The organism is Pseudomonas sp. BIGb0176 (assembly GCF_024810175.1).
Classification (GTDB): Bacteria; Pseudomonadota; Gammaproteobacteria; order Pseudomonadales; family Pseudomonadaceae; genus Aquipseudomonas; species Aquipseudomonas protegens.
In genome coordinates, this window is the sequence record NZ_JANUEC010000002.1 from 803,495 (window position 1) to 821,003 (window position 17,509).

General features: G+C 63.8%; 15 protein-coding genes. 6 read left to right on the forward strand and 9 right to left on the reverse strand.

The features are described from left to right. The 6 genes from M2395_RS14590 (at position 1) to M2395_RS14615 (ending at position 8,853) form a co-directional block, all read left to right on the forward strand. A complete protein-coding gene (locus tag M2395_RS14590) occupies positions 1–3,147 on the forward strand; it encodes an efflux RND transporter permease subunit (protein ID WP_041751993.1) in 3,147 nt (1,048 codons plus the stop codon). Then, positions 3,144–4,604, forward strand: coding sequence for an AdeC/AdeK/OprM family multidrug efflux complex outer membrane factor (adeC, locus tag M2395_RS14595; RefSeq protein WP_077933460.1), 1,461 nt, complete (start codon positions 3,144–3,146; stop codon positions 4,602–4,604). Before M2395_RS14590 ends, adeC begins: the two co-directional genes overlap by 4 nt. A gap of 299 nt (positions 4,605–4,903) precedes the next feature. Further along, positions 4,904–6,166 (forward strand): OprD family porin, encoded by a 1,263-nt coding sequence (locus M2395_RS14600; protein ID WP_077933459.1) that lies wholly within the window; start codon positions 4,904–4,906, stop codon positions 6,164–6,166. Positions 6,167–6,409: 243 nt separating this feature from the next. Next, positions 6,410–7,600, forward strand: a complete 1,191-nt coding sequence (locus M2395_RS14605; RefSeq protein ID WP_053156689.1) for an FAD/NAD(P)-binding oxidoreductase — start codon at positions 6,410–6,412, stop codon at positions 7,598–7,600. A 25-nt stretch (positions 7,601–7,625) separates the two neighbouring features. Further along, positions 7,626–8,015, forward strand: a complete 390-nt coding sequence (locus M2395_RS14610; RefSeq protein ID WP_041116334.1) for a DUF1641 domain-containing protein — start codon at positions 7,626–7,628, stop codon at positions 8,013–8,015. Positions 8,016–8,028: 13 nt separating this feature from the next. Then, positions 8,029–8,853: a methyltransferase domain-containing protein gene (locus M2395_RS14615; RefSeq protein WP_015634429.1), complete on the forward strand. Its 825-nt coding sequence runs from the start codon at positions 8,029–8,031 to the stop codon at positions 8,851–8,853. A gap of 25 nt (positions 8,854–8,878) precedes the next feature. Here the strand turns inward: M2395_RS14615 and pcaC are convergent, their stop codons facing one another. From pcaC to M2395_RS14660, 9 genes are all read right to left on the reverse strand, one after another. Further along, on the reverse strand, positions 8,879–9,271 hold the full coding sequence (gene pcaC, locus M2395_RS14620; RefSeq protein ID WP_011059667.1) for a 4-carboxymuconolactone decarboxylase: 393 nt from the start codon (positions 9,269–9,271) through the stop codon (positions 8,879–8,881). A gap of 22 nt (positions 9,272–9,293) precedes the next feature. Continuing rightward, positions 9,294–10,082: a 3-oxoadipate enol-lactonase gene (gene pcaD, locus M2395_RS14625; RefSeq protein ID WP_041116332.1), complete on the reverse strand. Its 789-nt coding sequence runs from the start codon at positions 10,080–10,082 to the stop codon at positions 9,294–9,296. 11 nt (positions 10,083–10,093) lie between these two features. Continuing rightward, positions 10,094–11,458, reverse strand: a complete 1,365-nt coding sequence (locus tag M2395_RS14630) for a 3-carboxy-cis,cis-muconate cycloisomerase (protein WP_011059665.1) — start codon at positions 11,456–11,458, stop codon at positions 10,094–10,096. 48 nt (positions 11,459–11,506) lie between these two features. After that, the gene (locus M2395_RS14635; protein WP_255313395.1) at positions 11,507–12,817 is read right to left on the reverse strand and encodes an MFS family transporter; all 1,311 of its coding nucleotides are present in this window, start codon (positions 12,815–12,817) and stop codon (positions 11,507–11,509) included. 246 nt (positions 12,818–13,063) lie between these two features. Continuing rightward, on the reverse strand, positions 13,064–13,630 hold the full coding sequence (pcaG, locus tag M2395_RS14640; RefSeq protein ID WP_053156683.1) for a protocatechuate 3,4-dioxygenase subunit alpha: 567 nt from the start codon (positions 13,628–13,630) through the stop codon (positions 13,064–13,066). A 1-nt stretch (position 13,631) separates the two neighbouring features. Then, positions 13,632–14,336 carry a protocatechuate 3,4-dioxygenase subunit beta gene (gene pcaH / locus M2395_RS14645; protein WP_011059662.1) on the reverse strand — a complete coding sequence of 235 codons (705 nt, stop codon included), beginning with the start codon at positions 14,334–14,336 and terminating at the stop codon, positions 13,632–13,634. A 37-nt stretch (positions 14,337–14,373) separates the two neighbouring features. Then, complete coding sequence (gene pcaF / locus M2395_RS14650; protein WP_170866331.1) at positions 14,374–15,579, reverse strand: 3-oxoadipyl-CoA thiolase; 1,206 nt, start codon at positions 15,577–15,579, stop codon at positions 14,374–14,376. Next, positions 15,576–16,355, reverse strand: a complete 780-nt coding sequence (locus M2395_RS14655) for a CoA-transferase subunit beta (protein WP_011059660.1) — start codon at positions 16,353–16,355, stop codon at positions 15,576–15,578. Before M2395_RS14655 ends, pcaF begins: the two co-directional genes overlap by 4 nt. Further along, positions 16,355–17,212, reverse strand: coding sequence for a CoA transferase subunit A (locus tag M2395_RS14660; RefSeq protein ID WP_011059659.1), 858 nt, complete (start codon positions 17,210–17,212; stop codon positions 16,355–16,357). Before M2395_RS14660 ends, M2395_RS14655 begins: the two co-directional genes overlap by 1 nt. Positions 17,213–17,509 lie beyond the last annotated feature (297 nt).

The following is a 17,509-nucleotide window of genomic DNA, read 5'->3' on the forward strand; positions in this document are numbered from 1 at the left end:
ATGTCGAAATTTTTTATCGACCGTCCGATCTTCGCCTGGGTAATCGCCCTGGTGATCATGTTGGTCGGGGCTCTATCGATCCTCAAATTGCCGATCAACCAGTACCCGAGCATCGCGCCGCCAGCGATCGCCATCTCCGTGACCTACCCAGGCGCTTCCGCACAGACCGTGCAGGACACCGTGGTTCAGGTGATCGAGCAGCAGCTCAACGGTATCGACAACCTGCGTTATGTGTCCTCGGAAAGTAACTCCGACGGCAGCATGACCATCACCGCGACCTTCGAACAGGGCACCAACTCGGACACCGCGCAGGTTCAGGTACAGAACAAGCTCAACCTGGCCACTCCGCTGCTGCCTCAAGAAGTGCAGCAGCAGGGTATCCGCGTGACCAAGGCAGTGAAGAACTTCCTGCTGGTGATCGGCGTGGTTTCCGAGGACGGCAGCATGTCCAAGGACGACCTGTCGAACTACATCGTGTCGAACATGCAGGACCCGATCTCGCGGACCGCGGGCGTCGGTGACTTCCAGGTATTCGGTGCCCAGTACGCGATGCGGATCTGGCTCGACCCGGCCAAGCTGAACAACTACAACCTGACCCCGGTGGACGTGAAGACCGCGGTTGCCGCGCAGAACGTCCAGGTATCGTCCGGCCAGCTCGGCGGCCTGCCTGCCCTGCCCGGCCAGCAACTCAACGCCACCATCATCGGCAAGACCCGCCTGCAGACTGCCGAGCAGTTCAAGGCGATCCTGCTGAAGGTCAACAAGGACGGCTCGCAAGTGCGTCTGGGCGATGTCGCGGACGTCGGCCTGGGTGGCGAGAACTACGCCATCAGCGCCCAGTTCAACGGCAAGCCGGCGTCCGGCCTGGCAGTGAAACTGGCCAACGGCGCCAACGCCCTGGACACCGCCAAGGCCCTGCGCAACACCATCAAGGACCTGGAACCCTTCTTCCCGCAAGGGATGAAGGTGGTGTTCCCGTATGACACCACCCCGGTGGTGACCGAATCCATCAAGGGTGTGGTTGAAACCCTGGTGGAAGCGATCGTCCTGGTGTTCCTGGTGATGTTCCTGTTCCTGCAGAACTTCCGCGCCACGGTGATCACCACCATGACGGTGCCGGTGGTACTGCTGGGTACCTTCGGCATCCTTGCGGCGGCCGGTTTCAGCATCAACACCCTGACCATGTTCGGCATGGTGCTGGCCATCGGCTTGCTGGTGGACGACGCCATCGTCGTGGTGGAGAACGTCGAGCGGGTGATGCACGAGGAAGGGCTGTCGCCCAAGGAGGCGACGAAAAAGTCCATGGGCCAGATCCAGGGAGCCCTGGTGGGTATCGCCCTGGTGCTGTCCGCGGTACTGCTGCCAATGGCCTTCTTCAGCGGCTCCACCGGGGTGATCTACAAGCAGTTCTCGATCACCGTGGTCTCGGCCATGGCCCTGTCGGTGCTGGTTGCCCTGATCTTCACTCCGGCCCTGTGCGCCACCATGCTCAAGGCCGTACCGCAAGGCGAACACGCCACCGAGAAGCGCGGCTTCTTCGGCTGGTTCAACCGCACCTTCGATCGCAGCGTGAAGAGCTACGAACGCGGCGTGGGCAACATGCTGCGCCATAAGGTTCCGTACCTGCTGGCCTACGTGCTGATCGTCCTGGGCATGATCTGGCTGTTCACCCGCATCCCGACCGCGTTCCTGCCGGAAGAAGACCAGGGCGTTCTGTTCGCCCAGGTACAGACGCCGGCCGGCTCCAGTGCCGAGCGGACCCAGGTGGTGGTGGACGAAATGCGCGCCTACCTGCTGGACAAGGAAAAGGACACCGTGGCTTCGGTGTTCACCGTGAACGGCTTCAACTTCGCCGGTCGCGGCCAGAGCTCGGGCATGGCCTTCATCATGCTCAAGCCGTGGGGCGAGCGTTCCGCGGAAAACAACGTGTTCAACCTGGCAGCCCGCGCCCAGCAGCACTTCTTCAGTTTCCGTGACGCGATGGTGTTCGCCTTCGCCCCTCCGGCGGTACTGGAGCTGGGTAACGCCACCGGTTTCGACGTGTTCCTCCAGGACCGCGCCGGTATCGGCCATGAGAAACTGATGGCTGCACGCAACCAGTTCCTCGGCATGGCAGCCCAGAGCAAGGTGCTGTCCCAGGTACGTCCGAACGGCCTGAACGATGAACCGCAGTACCAGTTGACCATCGACGACGAGCGCGCCAGTGCCCTGGGCGTGACCCTCACCGACATCAACAACACCTTGTCGATTGCCCTGGGCAGTAGCTACGTCAACGACTTCATCGACCGTGGTCGGGTGAAGAAGGTGTACATCCAGGGTCAGGCCGGTGCCCGCATGAGCCCCGAAGACCTGAAGAAGTGGTACGTACGCAACAGCGCCGGAACCATGGTGCCGTTCTCCTCCTTCGCCAAGGGCGAGTGGATCTACGGCTCGCCCAAGCTGGCCCGTTACAACGGCGTGGAAGCCATGGAAGTGCTCGGTGCCCCGGCCCCTGGCTACAGTACCGGTGAAGCCATGGCCGAAGTCGAGGCCATTGCCGCGAAGCTGCCGGCGGGTGTCGGTATCTCCTGGACTGGCCTGTCCTACGAGGAACGTCTGTCGGGCTCCCAGGCACCTGCGCTGTACGCCTTGTCCCTGCTGATGGTGTTCCTGTGTCTGGCAGCGCTGTATGAAAGCTGGTCGATTCCGATCGCAGTGATGCTGGTTGTGCCCCTGGGGATCATCGGTGCACTGATGGCAACCAGCATGCGCGGCCTGTCCAACGACGTGTACTTCCAGGTGGGTCTGTTGGTGACCATTGGTCTGGCGGCGAAAAACGCCATTCTGATCGTCGAGTTCGCCAAGGAACTGCACGAGCAGGGCCGCAGCCTGGTAGACGCCGCGGTGGAAGCCTGCCGGATGCGTCTGCGGCCGATCATCATGACCTCCCTGGCCTTCGTCCTAGGGGTCGTGCCACTGGCCATCTCCACGGGCGCCGGCTCGGGTAGCCAGCATGCGATCGGTACCGGCGTGATCGGCGGTATGCTCACCGCGACTATCCTGGCGATCTTCTGGGTGCCATTGTTCTTCGTCACCGTATCGTCCATGGGCCGCAGGAAAGCGGACCTGTCAGAAACTACTGCAACCCCTAATGAGGCTGGCCAATGAGCAAGTCGCTACTCTCCCTGGCAATCACCGCCATCGCGCTAAGTGGTTGCTCGCTGATCCCGGATTACCAGCGCCCGGAAGCGCCGGTGGCGGCGCAGTTCCCCCAAGGCCCTGCCTACTCGCCAAAGGAGGCCGCCAACGTGGCGGCCGCCGAACAGGGCTGGCGGCAGTTCTTCCATGACCCGGCGCTGCAGCAACTGATCCAGACGTCCCTGGAAAACAACCGCGACCTCAAGGTCGCGGCGCTGAACATCGATGCCTATGCCGCGCAGTACCAGATCCAGCGTGCGGACCTGTTCCCGGCGGTTTCGGCCAACGCCAGCGGCAGCCGCCAGCGCACTCCGGCACGCATGTCGCAGACCGGCGAAGCCGGGATCACCAGCCAGTACTCGGCCACCGTGGGCGTCAGCGCCTACGAACTGGACCTGTTCGGCCGGGTTCGCAGCCTGAGCGAGCAAGCCCTGCAGACCTACTTCTCCAGCGAAGAGGCCCGGCGCAGCACCCAGATCAGCCTGGTGGCCAGCGTGGCCAATGCCTACATGACCTGGCAGGCCGACAAGGAGCTGCTGAAACTGACCCAGGACACCCTCGGTGCCTACGAGGAAAGCTACCGGCTGACCTCGCGCAGCAACGAAGTGGGCGTGGCCTCGGCCCTGGACCTGAGCCAGTCGCGGACTTCGGTGGAAAACGCCCGGGTCCAGCTGGCGCGCTACACCCGCCAGGTGGCCCAGGATGAAAACAGCCTGACCCTGCTGCTGGGTACGGCGATTCCGGCCAATCTGCCGAAGGCCCAGCCGCTGTCGGCCGACCTGCTGAGCGACCTGCCGGCAGGCTTGCCGTCGGAGCTGCTGCAACGGCGTCCGGACATCCTCGAAGCCGAGTACAAGCTGAAAGCGGCCAACGCCAATATCGGCGCGGCGCGGGCAGCGTTCTTCCCGAGCATCAGCCTGACCGCCAATGCCGGTACCTTGAGCCCGGATCTCTCGGGCCTGTTCAAGGGGGGCTCGGGCACCTGGCTGTTCCAGCCGCAGATCAACCTGCCGATCTTCAACGCCGGCAGCCTGCGCGCCAGCCTGGACTACTCGAAAATCCAGAAAGACATCACCGTCGCGCAGTACGAGAAATCCATCCAGACCGCCTTCCAGGAAGTCTCCGATGGCCTGGCGGCACGCCAGACCTACAACCAGCAGTTGCAGGCCCAGCGTGATTTCGTCAACGCCAACCAGGACTACTATCGTCTGGCCGAGCGCCGCTACCGTATCGGGGTCGACAGCAACCTGACCTTCCTCGATGCCCAGCGGTCGCTGTTCAGCGCCCAGCAGGCACTGATCACCGATCGCCTGTCGCAGCTCACCAGCGAGGTCAACCTGTACAAGGCCCTCGGCGGTGGCTGGAGCGAACAGACAGCGAAGAACGAGCCACTGGCGGAAAAAGCCCCGGCGCTGCACCTGTTCTGAAGCGTCACCTGGCCATATGAAAAACCCACCTGACGGTGGGTTTTTTTATATGTACCAACTGGAACATTTGTGTTCGATTACCGCCCAAAAAGTGTTTCGTCCAATTGATTGGCCCTGATCCGCGACGCACCATTCCCGGCACCTGGACACACCAATAACAACAGGTCCGATGCCATGCCCCCACGCCCTGCCCGCTGCGGCTGATACCTCCGGTTCCACCCTGCTCCCCTGAAACCTGTGCCCAGACCCTTTGCGCGGCACTGGCCGGCTGCACCCCTAACAATTAGAGAGACCGACGAATGAAGCCAAGCACCCCGCCGTCCTACCTTCTGCCCAGCCTCCTGGCCCTGGCGCTGAGCAGCACCGCCCTGCCGGCACTGGCCGCAGAGTCGGGCTTTCTCGAAGATGCCCAGGCCAACCTGACCCTGCGCAACTTCTATTTCAACCGCAACTTCACCAACCCGACCAAGGCCCAGGGCAAGGCCGAGGAATGGACCCAGAGCTTCATCCTCGATGCAAAGTCCGGCTTCACCCAGGGCACCGTCGGTTTCGGCATGGACGTGCTGGGCCTCTACTCGCTGAAACTCGACGGCGGCAAGGGCACCGGCGGCACCCAACTGCTGCCCCTGGATCACGACGGCCGCCCGGCGGACAACTTCGGACGCCTGGGAGTAGCCTTCAAGGCGCGACTGTCTCAGACCGAGGTCAAGGTCGGCGAATGGATGCCAGTGCTGCCGATCCTGCGCTCCGACGACGGCCGCTCGCTGCCACAGACCTTTCGCGGCGGCCAGATCACCTCGAAGGAAATTGCCGGCCTGACTCTCTATGGCGGCCAGTTCCGCGCCAACAGCCCGCGTGACGACAGCAGCATGAGTGACATGAGCATGTTCGGCAAAGCGGCCTTCACCTCCGACCGTTTCAACTTCCAGGGCGCCGAATATGCCTTCAACGAGAAGCGCACCCAGATCGCCCTGTGGAATGCCCAGCTCAAGGACATCTACAGCCAGCAGTTCATCAACCTGATCCACAGCCAACCCCTGGGCGACTGGACCCTGGGCGCCAACCTGGGCTTCTTCTATGGCAAGGAAGACGGCAGCGCCCGCGCCGGCGACATGGAGAACCGCACCTGGTCCGGCCTGTTCTCGGCCAAATATGGCGGCAACACCTTCTATGTAGGCCTGCAGAAGCTCACTGGCGACAGCGCCTGGATGCGGGTCAATGGCACCAGCGGCGGCACCCTGGCCAACGACAGCTACAACGCCAGCTACGACAACGCCAAGGAGAAGTCCTGGCAGGTGCGCCATGACTACAATTTCGCCGCGCTGGGCGTTCCCGGCCTGACCCTGATGAACCGCTACATCAGCGGCAGCAACGTGCACACCGCCACCGTCAGCGACGGCAAGGAATGGGGCCGGGAAAGCGAAGTGGCCTACACGGTCCAGAGCGGCACACTGAAGAACCTCAACCTGAAGTGGCGCAACTCCACCATGCGCCGGGACTTCAGCAACAACGAGTTCGACGAGAACCGCCTGATCATCAGCTATCCCCTCAGCCTGCTGTAAGCCCCTCCAACACGGGGCCGAGCCAAAAGGCCGGCCCCTGCAGTTGTCGGCCTTGAACCGTGGCGCCCAAGGAGAGGTCCGCTGGTCGGGCTTAGTAAAAAAAATCCAATACACAGATAAAGTAAAGGGGTATTCACTTCAGGCGGGCAGTGCTCGCTTCCAGGAAAGGAAACCTATCGATTCAGTTCCGTTATCCATCGGATGTCGTACGTGAAGCTGGCGTAGCCTTGGAGGGTCTGCGTTATGAGCAAGCACATCGTCATTGTCGGAGGAGGTGTAGGCGGTACCATCCTGGCCAATCAACTGGTCAGCAAGCTCTACCCGGAGATACTCAGGGACGAGGTCAAAATCACCCTGCTGTCCGAATCGCCGGATCATTTCTACAAGCCCGCCTTCATGTATGTGGCGTTCAACCTGTTCTTCCAAGAAGAACTCAAGCGACCCGAACGCTCCCTGCTACGCCCCGAAATAACCTTCCGGGTCGACCCCGTCACCCGCTTCGATTTTGCCGGCCAGAGCCTGCACACTCGCAGCGGCAAACGTCTTGGCTACGATTTCCTGGTGATCGCCACCGGCTGCGTACCGGCACCGGAACGGATCGAGGGGCTCAAGGAAGCCGGCGACCACTTCTACCAATACCAGCCTGCCCGGCAACTGGCGCAGCGCCTGAGCCGGATCGAAAAGGGCCGGGTGTTCATCACCGTGTCGTTTCCGCAAACACCCAATGTTCCTCATCAATGCGGCATCGCGCCGGTAGAAACGACCCTGATGCTCGATGACTTCCTGCGGCGGCGCGGAGTACGGGATCGGGTCGAGATCATCTACACCTACCCCAGCACCGCGCAGCTACTGCGCAATTGCCTGTTCCTGCAACGCCCGGTCGGCGAGGTGCTGCCGGATATCTTCGAACAGAGGAACATCCGCTTCCAGCGCGGCTTCACCCTGGCCAGGGTCGACCCGGACCGGCGCATCGCCTACTCGGAGGAAGGCGCTGAGCAGCCTTTCGACATTCTCATGGCCACCCCGCCAATCCGGGCCGTGGACGCCGTGCTCGAATCCGGCGCGTCTCAGGCACAGGGCCAGGAGGGCTGGCTGCCGACCCATCACGAAACCCTGCAAGTCTATGGCCTGGAGCGGGTCTATGTGATTGGCGATACCGTCGACCTGCCGATCAGCAAGGCCGGCGGCGCCTGCCACAACCAGGCCCCGGTGATTGCCAACAACATTGCCGGAGAAATCCGCCTGGGCTCTCCCGAGGCGGTTTATGACGGTAGGGTCCAGGCGGTCGCGCAGATGGGCCTCAATGCCGGCATGCCCCTTTGGTACGACTATGCCCACGACGTTCTGCCCACCCCGTCGAGCAAGTTGGGTGGCCTGCTGCGCACCGGATTCAATCGCGGCCTGTACTGGGCCGTAGCCCGCGGAATGCTTTGACCCTGCACAGGGAGGAGACAACGCCATGGACAGCTTTGATCCAAGCATGCCTGGTCCAAGGGCGACCCAGCCTGAAGTCGCCGGCACACCAGGCCTGGAAGCCCTGATGAAAAAGCTCCAGCCGCTGCTGGACAGCGCTCGCCTGGACAACATGGTCGACCTGTTGTCCCTGCTTTGCGATCTGATCGACATGCTCGATCAGGCGATGATCGAAAAACTTGCGCAACAGTTCGAAGAAGCCACCGCTGCCACCTGGATGCTGGGCAATGCACTACGCATGGCCAAGGCCGAAACCTCAGCGCAAGGTACCGCTCCCAGCCTGTACGGGCTGCTCTCGCTGCTGCGTGAGGAGGACACGCGACGTGGCGCAGCCCTGCTCCTCAGAACCCTGAATGTCATTGGACGACAACTTTAAAAAGGATGTTTACATGAGTACCAAGCCTCAGCCGACCACGGCCAGGAACCTCAGCACCCAATGGGATCCCCAGGCCTACCAGCAGTTCGTGCGCCTGCGAGAACGACCGGCGGTCGAGCTACTGGATCATGTCGCCCTGCAGCAACCCCATCACATCTACGACCTGGGTTGCGGAACAGGTATCGCCACTCAACTGCTGGCGCAGCGCTGGCCCTACGCGGAGCTGACAGGCGTGGACAGCTCCTCGGAAATGCTTGCCGAAGCCAGCTGCCTGCCGATCAAGGCGCTGTGGCGCAGGTGCGACCTGCTGCAATGGAAAGCCGAACAGCCTGCAGACCTGTTGTTCGCTGCCGCAGTGCTGCACTTCATGAGTGACCACGAACACCTGCTGCCGCGCCTGTTGAACCAGCTCAACCCCGGCGGCTGCCTGGCGGCGCATATGCCCAATTGGCGCGACGCCCTGTGGTATCAGTTGATACTCGAAAGCCTGGAACAGGCAGGACCGGACGGCAAGCCGCTGGGCACCCCGGAGCTGCGGGCGTTCATGGCCGAGCGCCGGGTACTGTCGCTGGATAGCTACTACCGTTTGCTGGCGCCCCTGACTCGGGAACTGGACATCTGGGAAACCGAACACCTGCAGGTCGTGGAAGGCCAGTCGCCGATCTTCGACTGGGTCAAGGTCTCGGCCTTGCGCCCCGTACTCCTGAGCCTGGACGAGCGGCAACGACAATGCTTCCTCAACCATTACCTGGCACGGGTACATCGCTACTATCCGCCCGAAGGCGATGGCCGGACGCTGTTCCCGTTCAAGCGGGTGTTCATTCTGGCCACCGTCTGAAATCGCGCGGTGCAGCCCCGGCGCCTCAACTGCGGGATTCGATGCCCAGTTCGTCCCACACCGATTCCGCCAGGTGGAAGGTGGCGTTGGCCGCCGGGATTCCGCAGTAGATCGCGCTCTGCATGATCACTTCCTTGATCTCGCTGCGGCTCACCCCATTGTTGGCGGCGGCCCGCAGGTGCAGCTTGAGCTCCTCGTTGCGGTTCATGCCGATCAGCATGGCGATGGTGATCAGGCTGCGGGTGTGTCGCGGCAGGCCCGGGCGGGTCCAGATGTCGCCCCAGGCATGGCGGGTGATCATTTCCTGGAACTCCGAGTTGAACTCGGTCAGGGCATTGAGGCTGCGGTCTACATGGGCATCGCCCAACACCGCGCGGCGAACCTGCATGCCTTCGTCATAACGCTGTTTCTCGTCCACAAAGGGCTCCTTGAATCGACTCTCAGGCCAGCAGAAAATCCACGACCCGGGCGCTGAAAGCGTCGCCGGCCTGGACGTTGGACAAATGCGCAGCATAGAACTCGGCATACTCCGCGCCCGCCACATGCTGCTGGATGAAATGCCCGCCGGACGGTGGTGTCACGGCGTCTTCAGTGCCGGCAATCACCAGGGTGGGCACCTTGATCGCCCCCAGCTGTTCACGGAAATCCGCGTCCCGCACCGCCGCGCAGTTGGCCGCATAGCCTTGCGGCGAGGTGGCCGCGAGCATGTCGGTGATCAGCTTGGCCTGGTCAGGGTGAGCTTCGGCAAAGTCGCTGGTGAACCAGCGGGCGATGGAGGCATCGCGCAGTGCCACCATGGCTGCCTGGCCGTCACGTAGCACGGTCTCGATCCGCGGGTTCCATACGGACGGGTCGCCGATCTTCGCCGCGGTGTTGCACACCACCAGCTTGTGCAGACGCTCGCCGGCATTGATCCCCAGCCACTGGCCGATCAGCCCGCCCATGGACAGGCCACAGAAATGCGCACGCTGGATATCCAGCGCATCCAGCAGCGCCACCACGTCGCGGCCCAGTTGCTCGATGCTATAGGGACCTTCGGTGACCAGGGAACGGCCGTGGCCACGGGTGTCCATGCGCAGCACCTGGAAGTGCCGGGTGAAGGCCGCCATCTGCTTGTCCCACATGTGCAGGTCGGTGCCCAGGGAGTTGGACAGCACCAGTACCGGCGCGCCCTCGGGCCCTTCGAGTTGATAGTGCAGTTCGCCCTCGGCGAGTTTCACGAATCCCACAGCAGTCTCCTTCAGGCCTTCAAGGCAAAATGTTCAGCCACGGCGCGCTCGACCCAGGCCTGCGCCTGGCCCAGGTAGTGCGCCGGGTCCAATAGACGATCCAGGTCCGCCGCCGACAGCTCGGCGGTAACCTGGGAATCCTCCCCCAATACCCCACGCAGATGGCGTTTCTCGGCCACTGCGCGCTTGCAGCATTGTTCCAGCAGATGGTGGGCGGTTTCCCGCCCCAGGCGCTGGGCCAGGGCAATGCTCACCGCTTCGGCCAGCACCAGGCCCTGGGTCAAGTCGAGGTTGTGCGCCATGCGCGCGCTGTCGACCTCCAGGCCTTCGGCCACCAGCAATGCTTGTTGCAACGCGCCAGACACCAGGCAGCAGATCTCCGGCAGGGTTTCCCATTCGGCGTGCCACAGGCCCAGGCTGCGCTCGTGCTCCTGGGGCATGGCGGCAAACATCGTCGCCAGCAGGCCGGGAACCCGGGTCGCGGCGCTGATCAGCACCGCCGCGCCCACCGGGTTGCGCTTGTGCGGCATGGTGGACGACCCGCCCTTGCCCGGCGCCGAGGGCTCGAAGACCTCCGCCGCCTCGGTCTGCATCAGCAGGCTGATATCCCGCCCCAGCTTGCCCAGGCTGCCGGCCAACAGGCCCAGCACCGAAGCGAACTCCACCAGGCGGTCGCGCTGGGTGTGCCAGGGCTGCTCCGGCAGGGCTAATTGCAGCTCGTCGGCCAGGGCCTGGGCAATCGGCAACGCCTGCTCGCCCAAAGCCGCCAGGGTTCCGGAAGCGCCGCCGAACTGCAGCACCAGCAAACGCGGCTTGAGCTGCTGCAGGCGCTCGCGGCTGCGGGTCAATGCCCCCAGCCAGCCGCCGATCTTCATCCCCAGGGTCACCGGCGTGGCATGTTGCAGCCAGGTGCGGCCGGCCATCGGGGTCGTGGCGTAACGTTGGGCCTGGGCAACAAGGATGTCCCCCAGGCGCTCCAGGTCCTGCTCCAGCAGGAGCATGGCGCGGCGCAGTTGCAGCACCAGCCCGCTGTCCATCACGTCCTGGCTGGTAGCCCCCAGGTGCACAAAGCGCTCGGCCTCGCCATCGCTGCGGGCGATCTGTCGGCCCAGGGCCTTGACCAGGGGAATGGCCGAGTTGCCGGCCGTGGCAATCGCCTCGCCCAGCATCTGGAAGTCATACAGCCCGGCATGGCAGGCGGCCTCGATGGGCGCTACTGCACTGGCCGGGATCACCCCGACGCGGGCCTGGGCCCGGGCCAGGGCGGCTTCGAAATCGAGCATGGCCTGGACCCGCCCCTGATCGCAGAACACCCCGCGCATTTCCCGGGCAGTAAAGTAGGCATCGAACAACTGATTGCTCGCAGTCAGGGTCATAAACAGTCCTTGGCAAACCTGCGCCCGAGCCGGGCGCAGGTACACAGGTCAAAGGTCGTGGTGCAGGTAGGCGGCCTGTTTCGGCAGGCGCAGGCTGAACAGGAAGGCAATCGCCATCATCGCCGTGACATACCAGTAAAAGGTGTTTTCCATGCCCATGTTCTTGAAGTTCAGGGCCACCCATTCCGCCGAGCCACCGAAGATCGCATTGGCCACCGCATAAGCCAAGCCCACCCCGAGTGCGCGCACTTGCGGCGGGAACATCTCGGCCTTCACCAGGCCGCTGATGGAGGTGTAGAAACTGACGATGGCCAGGGCCAGGGTGATCAGCACAAAAGCTAGGAACGGGCTGGTGACGGTCTTCAAGGTCAGCAGGATCGGCACTGTGAACAGCGTACCCAGGGCACCGAACCAGAGCATCGAGTTACGCCGGCCGATCTTGTCCGCCAGCATGCCGAACAGCGGCTGCATGCACATGTAGAGAAACAGCGCGCCGGTCATGATGTAGCTGGCGGTCTTGGCGTGCATGCCCGCGGTGTTCACCAGGTACTTCTGCATGTAGGTGGTGAAGGTGTAGAAAATCAGCGAGCCGCCGGCGGTGTAGCCGAGCACGGTGATAAACGCCGCCGAGTGGTTCTTGAACAGCGCAGCGATGCTGCCGGCGTCCTTGTCCTCACGGATTTCCTTGCTGGTGGTTTCCTTCAGCGAACGGCGCAGCAGCAGCGAGATCACCGCGGCGATGGCACCGATCACGAAGGGAATGCGCCAGCCCCAGGCCTTGAGCTCGGCCTCATCGAGAAACTGCTGGAGGATCACCACCACCAGCACCGCCAGCAGTTGCCCGCCGATCAGGGTCACGTACTGGAAGGAGGCAAAGAAGCCGCGCTGGCCCTTGAGCGCCACCTCACTCATGTAGGTGGCGGTGGTGCCGTACTCGCCGCCCACCGACAGGCCCTGGAACAGGCGCGCCACCAGCAGCAGGAACGGCGCCCAGGCACCGATGCTGGCGTAGGTGGGCAAGAAGGCGATCACCAGGGAACCGGCGCACATCATCAGCACCGAGATCATCATCGAGTTCTTGCGCCCATGACGGTCGGCGACCCGGCCGAACAGCCAGCCGCCGATGGGCCGCATCAGAAAGCCGGCGGCGAACACCCCGGCGGTGTTGAGCAACTGCACCGTCGGATCGTCGGAGGGAAAGAAGGCCGGGGCGAAATAGATGGCGCAAAAGGCATAGACATAGAAGTCGAACCATTCCACCAGGTTGCCGGAGGAGGCGCCGACAATGGCAAAGATCCTTTTGCTGCGTTCCTCTCCGGTGTAGTGACTTGTCGTTGTTGTCATGGTTTTTTCACTCATGGGGGACAGTGTGAGTCTAGACACACTTGGCAACATTCCCGTTCCCTGCGGATAGCGCCCTGCCCGCTCCCGGGCAAGGGTCAATCGACCCTGTCAACCTGTAGCGACTGTAGCCGCTGCCAAGCCACGGCGAGGCTGAGAAAAGGCCCGAAGGGCCTTGCTTGGCGGTCTCAAGCCGAACCTCTGCCGGTCTCAAGCCCGCCGCGCCTGCTACGCAACCCGCGGCAGTGGCCACACAAGGCCGGGTCAGTAGTCGAAGAACACGGTTTCGGCGTCAGTACCCTGGAGGATCACGTTCCACTGGTAGTGACCGTCAGCATCGGCCTTGGCCAGCAAGGTGCCTCGGCGCTCCTCGGGCACGCAGGCCAGCAGCGGATCGCTGGCGTTGGCCGGCTCCCCCTCGAAGTAGATGCGGGTCAGCAGGTGCTTGACCAAACCGCGGGCGAACACCAGTACCACCAGATGCGGGGCCTGGGTCGTGCCTTTCAGGCCCGGCACCGTGCCCGGCTTGATGGTGGTGAAGCGAAAGCGCCCTTCGGCGTCCACCGGCACCCGGCCAAACCCCTGGAAGTTCGGGTCCAGGGGTTTGGCCTGATCGTCTTCGGGGTGGCGGTACTTGCCGGCGGCGTTGGCTTGCCAGACTTCCAGCATGGCGTCGTTGACGAAGTTGCCGTTGCCGTCCACCACCTGGCCGGTGATCGCCACCCGCTCGCCCAGGGTGCCTTCCTCGGTCAGGTCTTCGCGGTTCAGCCAGGTCAGGCCGATGTGGTAGTAGGGGCCGACGGTGTGGGATGTAGTCGCGGTCAGGGTCACGTTATTTCTCCATCGGCGTGGCGTCGCGGCCGCGCAGGACAATGTCCCAACGGTAACCGAGGGCGTAGGAAGGAATGGTTTTCTCCAGGTCGAAGCTGGCGATCAGGCGCTCCTTGGCGCGGGTGTCCGGCACGCAGTTGTAGATCGGGTCATAAGCCAGCAGCGGGTCGCCAGGGAAATACATCTGGGTCACCAGGCGGGTAAGAATGCTCGGCCCGAACAGCGAAAAATGGATATGCGCCGGGCGCCAGGCATTGTGGTGGTTGCCCCAGGGGTAGGCCCCGGGCTTGATGGTCTGGAACTGGTACCAGCCGTCGGCGTCGGTAACGGTGCGCCCGGTGCCGGTGAAGTTCGGGTCCAGGGGCGCATCGTGCAAGTCGCGATCGTGGTTGTAGCGACCGGCCGCGTTGGCCTGCCAGATCTCCACCAGGATGCCCGGCACCGGCAGGCCGTTCTCGTCCAGAACCCGGCCGTGGATGATGATGCGCTCGCCCTGGGGCTGCCCTACGTGCTGGGCCGTCAGGTCGTTGTCCCGTTCCTGGATCGACTCGGCGCCGATGCTCGGGCCGGTGATTTCCGACAGCGAGTGGGGAATGAACACCAGCGGCTTGGACGGCGAGCGGGTGTTGGTCGACTGGTAGGCCGGGTGCAGGTAATCAGGCTGAGTGCCCGCTTGCGGGCGCCGGTAACCGGGCTTGTCACTCATGGTGGTTCCTCGTTCTCTTCTTATATAAGGCAGGCAATCAAACGCGCTCGATAGCCAGCGCCAGCCCTTGGCCGACGCCGACGCACATGGTCGCCAGGCCTTTTTTACCGCCGCTCTTTTCCAGCTGATGCAAAGCCGTCAGCACCAACCGCGCGCCGCTCATGCCCAGGGGATGGCCCAGGGCAATCGCGCCGCCGTTGGGATTGACCTGGGGCGCATCGTCCGCCAGGCCCAGCTCGCGCAGCACCGCCAGGCCCTGGCTGGCGAAGGCTTCGTTGAGTTCGATCACGTCGAAGTCGCTGACCGCCACGCCCAGGCGCTCGATCAGCTTGCGCACTGCCGGCACCGGGCCGATGCCCATGACCCGCGGCGCAACCCCGGCGCTGGCCATGCCCAGTACTCGCGCACGTGGGGTCAGGCCGTGTTTCTTGACGGCTTCGGCCGAGGCCAGGATCAGCGCCGCCGCACCGTCGTTGACCCCGGAGGCATTGCCGGCGGTGACGGTCTTGTCCGGGCCGTTGACCGGCTTGAGCTTGGCCAAGGCTTCCAGGGTGGTGTCGGCACGGGGATGCTCGTCCTGCTCCACCACTGTCTCGCCCTTCTTGTGGGCGATGCGCACCGCAACGATTTCCTCAGCGAAGAAACCGGCGGCCTGGGCCGCCGCGGCACGCTGCTGGCTGCGCAGGGCGAAGGCGTCCTGGTCAGCGCGGGACACTTTGTAGTCATCCGCCACGTTGTCGGCGGTCTGCGGCATGGCATCCACACCGTACTGGGCCTTCATCAGCGGGTTGATGAAACGCCAGCCGATGGTGGTGTCTTCCAGCTTCATGTTGCGCGAAAAGGCGGTATCGGCCTTGCCCATGACAAAGGGCGCGCGGGACATGGACTCGACGCCACCGGCAATCGCCAGCTCCATCTCGCCGCTGGCAATGGCGCGGAAGGCCGTGCCGATGGCGTCCATGCCCGAGGCGCAGAGACGGTTGAGGGTGACGCCGGGCACGCTGTCCGGCAGGCCGGCCAGCAGCAGAGCCATGCGCGCCACGTTGCGGTTGTCCTCGCCGGCCTGGTTGGCGCAGCCGAGGAACACCTCGTCCACGGAGCTCCAGTCCACGCTGGGGTTGCGCTCCATCAAGGCCTTGATCGGCAGCGCCGCCAGGTCGTCAGCGCGCACTGTCGAGAGGCCGCCACCAAAACGGCCGATGGGGGTGCGAATGGCATCGCAGATGAATACGTCGCGCATCAGGCTTCTCCAGGGGCTTGGCCATGGGCCGCGGCGGTGCGCGCTTCCAGGTCACGCAGGGCGGTCAGTTCAACCTCGGTGGGTGCTGCGGTCTCGGCCACCTGGTCGGCGAAGCGGATCGCCCAGCCAGTGGCGGCCACCACCTGCTCGCGGGTCACGCCCGGGTGCAGCGAAGTGACGATGAATTCGTGGGTACCGGCTTCCGGCTCCATGATGCACAGGTCGGTGATGATGCCCACCGGCCCCGCCCCTGGCAGGCCCAGGCGCTTGCGCGAATCGCCGCCTTCGCCGTGGCCGACCGAAGTCACGAAGTCCAGCTTGTCGACGAAGGAGCGCGAGGATTGCTTGAGGATGATCAGCACGCTCTTGGCCGAACCGGCGATCTCCGGAGCACCGCCGGCGCCCGGCAGGCGCACCTTGGGCCGGTGGTAGTCGCCGACCACGGTGGTGTTGATATTGCCGAAACGGTCGACCTGGGCCGCGCCGAGGAAACCCACATCGATGCGCCCGCCCTGCAGCCAGTAGCGGAAGATCTCGCCGGTAGGCACCACGGTGTCGGCGGTTTCCGCCAGTTCGCCGTCACCGATGGACAGTGGCAGGACGCTGGGCTTGGCGCCGATCGGGCCGGACTCGTAGATCAGCACCACGTCCGGTGATGAGGTCAGGCGTGCCAGGTTAGCGGCCTTGGACGGCAGGCCGATGCCAACGAAGCACACCGAGCCGTTCTGCAAGCGACGGGCCGCGGCCACGGTCATCATTTCATTGGTGGAGTAGGTCATTACTGGGCCTCCGAAGCTGCGGCCAGCTTGGCCTGGAATTCGCTGAAATCGGCACTGCCGTGGATGTATTCGTTGATCCAGGCGGTGAACGCCTCACGGTCGCGGGCGATCGGGTCCCAGGCCTGGTAGAAGCGGTTGTCGCGCTCGGAGTAGCCGTGGGCGTAGGACGGATGGGCGCCACCAGGCACATGGCAGACCGCGCTCAGCGCCCAGGTCGGCAGTACGCAGGCGTTCATCGGCGCGTTCAGGTCGTCGACGATTTCCTCGACGGTGACGATGCAGCGCTTGGCGGCGAGGGCGGCCTCTTTCTGTACCCCGAGAATGCCCCACAGCAGCACGTTGCCCTTGCGGTCGGCCTTCTGTGCGTGGATTACCGTGACGTCCGGGCGCACCGAAGGCACCGCCGCCAGCACTTCACCGGTAAACGGGCAGGTCACGGTCTTGATCAGGGGGTTGACCTTGGGCAGGTCGGAACCGGCGTAGGCCCGCAGGACGGCAAAGGGCAGGCCCGAGGCGCCGGCGACATAGGCGTTGGCCAGGTCGGCGTGGCTGTGTTCCTCAATCTCCAGGGGCTGTGGCCATTGCTTTTCCACGGCGTCGCGCAGGCGGTGCAGGGAGCCCACGCCCGGGTTGCCCCCCCAGGAGAAAATCAGCTTGCGAGCGCAACCGGCACCGATCAACTGGTCGTAGATCAGGTCAGGGGTCATGCGCACCAGGGTCAGGTCTTTCTTGCCCTGGCGGATGATTTCATGACCTGCGGCCGTAGGAATCAGGTGGGTGAAGCCTTCGAGCGCGACGGTGTCGCCGTCGTTGACGAATTGCTTCACCGCGTCGTGCAGCGAAAGGATTTCAGCCATGGATGGGGTCTCCCGATTGTTATTCAGCGACTGGAGAAAAAGGCGCTCTAGGCGCGCCGCAGTGACTGAAGATTAAGCCGGGGCCAAACCCCAAACAATCCGATAATCGACTGAGCGTTCGATTATCGAACAGATTGTTGCAGGGCTATCGATTGCTTTTCCTCAACCCCGCAACAGCCCTGCCGGCCTTCTGGGGCCGCTGCTGCGGGCGAGGATAACGTTCGAAGAACCCTCTGCGCCCTTCAGGAGCAGCGGGCCCTTCGAGCCCGGTCGCAGCCTGCGGCAGCGGCTACAGGG

Excerpts from the sequence above, each read along its gene's own strand:
- M2395_RS14590 (WP_041751993.1), top strand. The coding sequence starts at position 1 with ATGTCGAAATTTTTTATCGACCGTCCGATCTTCGCCTGGGTAATCGCC.
- adeC (WP_077933460.1), top strand. The coding sequence starts at position 3,144 with ATGAGCAAGTCGCTACTCTCCCTGGCAATCACCGCCATCGCGCTAAGT.
- M2395_RS14600 (WP_077933459.1), top strand. The coding sequence starts at position 4,904 with ATGAAGCCAAGCACCCCGCCGTCCTACCTTCTGCCCAGCCTCCTGGCC.
- M2395_RS14605 (WP_053156689.1), top strand. The coding sequence starts at position 6,410 with ATGAGCAAGCACATCGTCATTGTCGGAGGAGGTGTAGGCGGTACCATC.
- M2395_RS14610 (WP_041116334.1), top strand. The coding sequence starts at position 7,626 with ATGGACAGCTTTGATCCAAGCATGCCTGGTCCAAGGGCGACCCAGCCT.
- M2395_RS14615 (WP_015634429.1), top strand. The coding sequence starts at position 8,029 with ATGAGTACCAAGCCTCAGCCGACCACGGCCAGGAACCTCAGCACCCAA.
- M2395_RS14630 (WP_011059665.1), bottom strand. The coding sequence starts at position 11,458 with ATGACCCTGACTGCGAGCAATCAGTTGTTCGATGCCTACTTTACTGCC.
- M2395_RS14635 (WP_255313395.1), bottom strand. The coding sequence starts at position 12,817 with ATGAGTGAAAAAACCATGACAACAACGACAAGTCACTACACCGGAGAG.
- pcaH (WP_011059662.1), bottom strand. The coding sequence starts at position 14,336 with ATGAGTGACAAGCCCGGTTACCGGCGCCCGCAAGCGGGCACTCAGCCT.
- M2395_RS14655 (WP_011059660.1), bottom strand. The coding sequence starts at position 16,355 with ATGACCTACTCCACCAATGAAATGATGACCGTGGCCGCGGCCCGTCGC.
- M2395_RS14660 (WP_011059659.1), bottom strand. The coding sequence starts at position 17,212 with ATGGCTGAAATCCTTTCGCTGCACGACGCGGTGAAGCAATTCGTCAAC.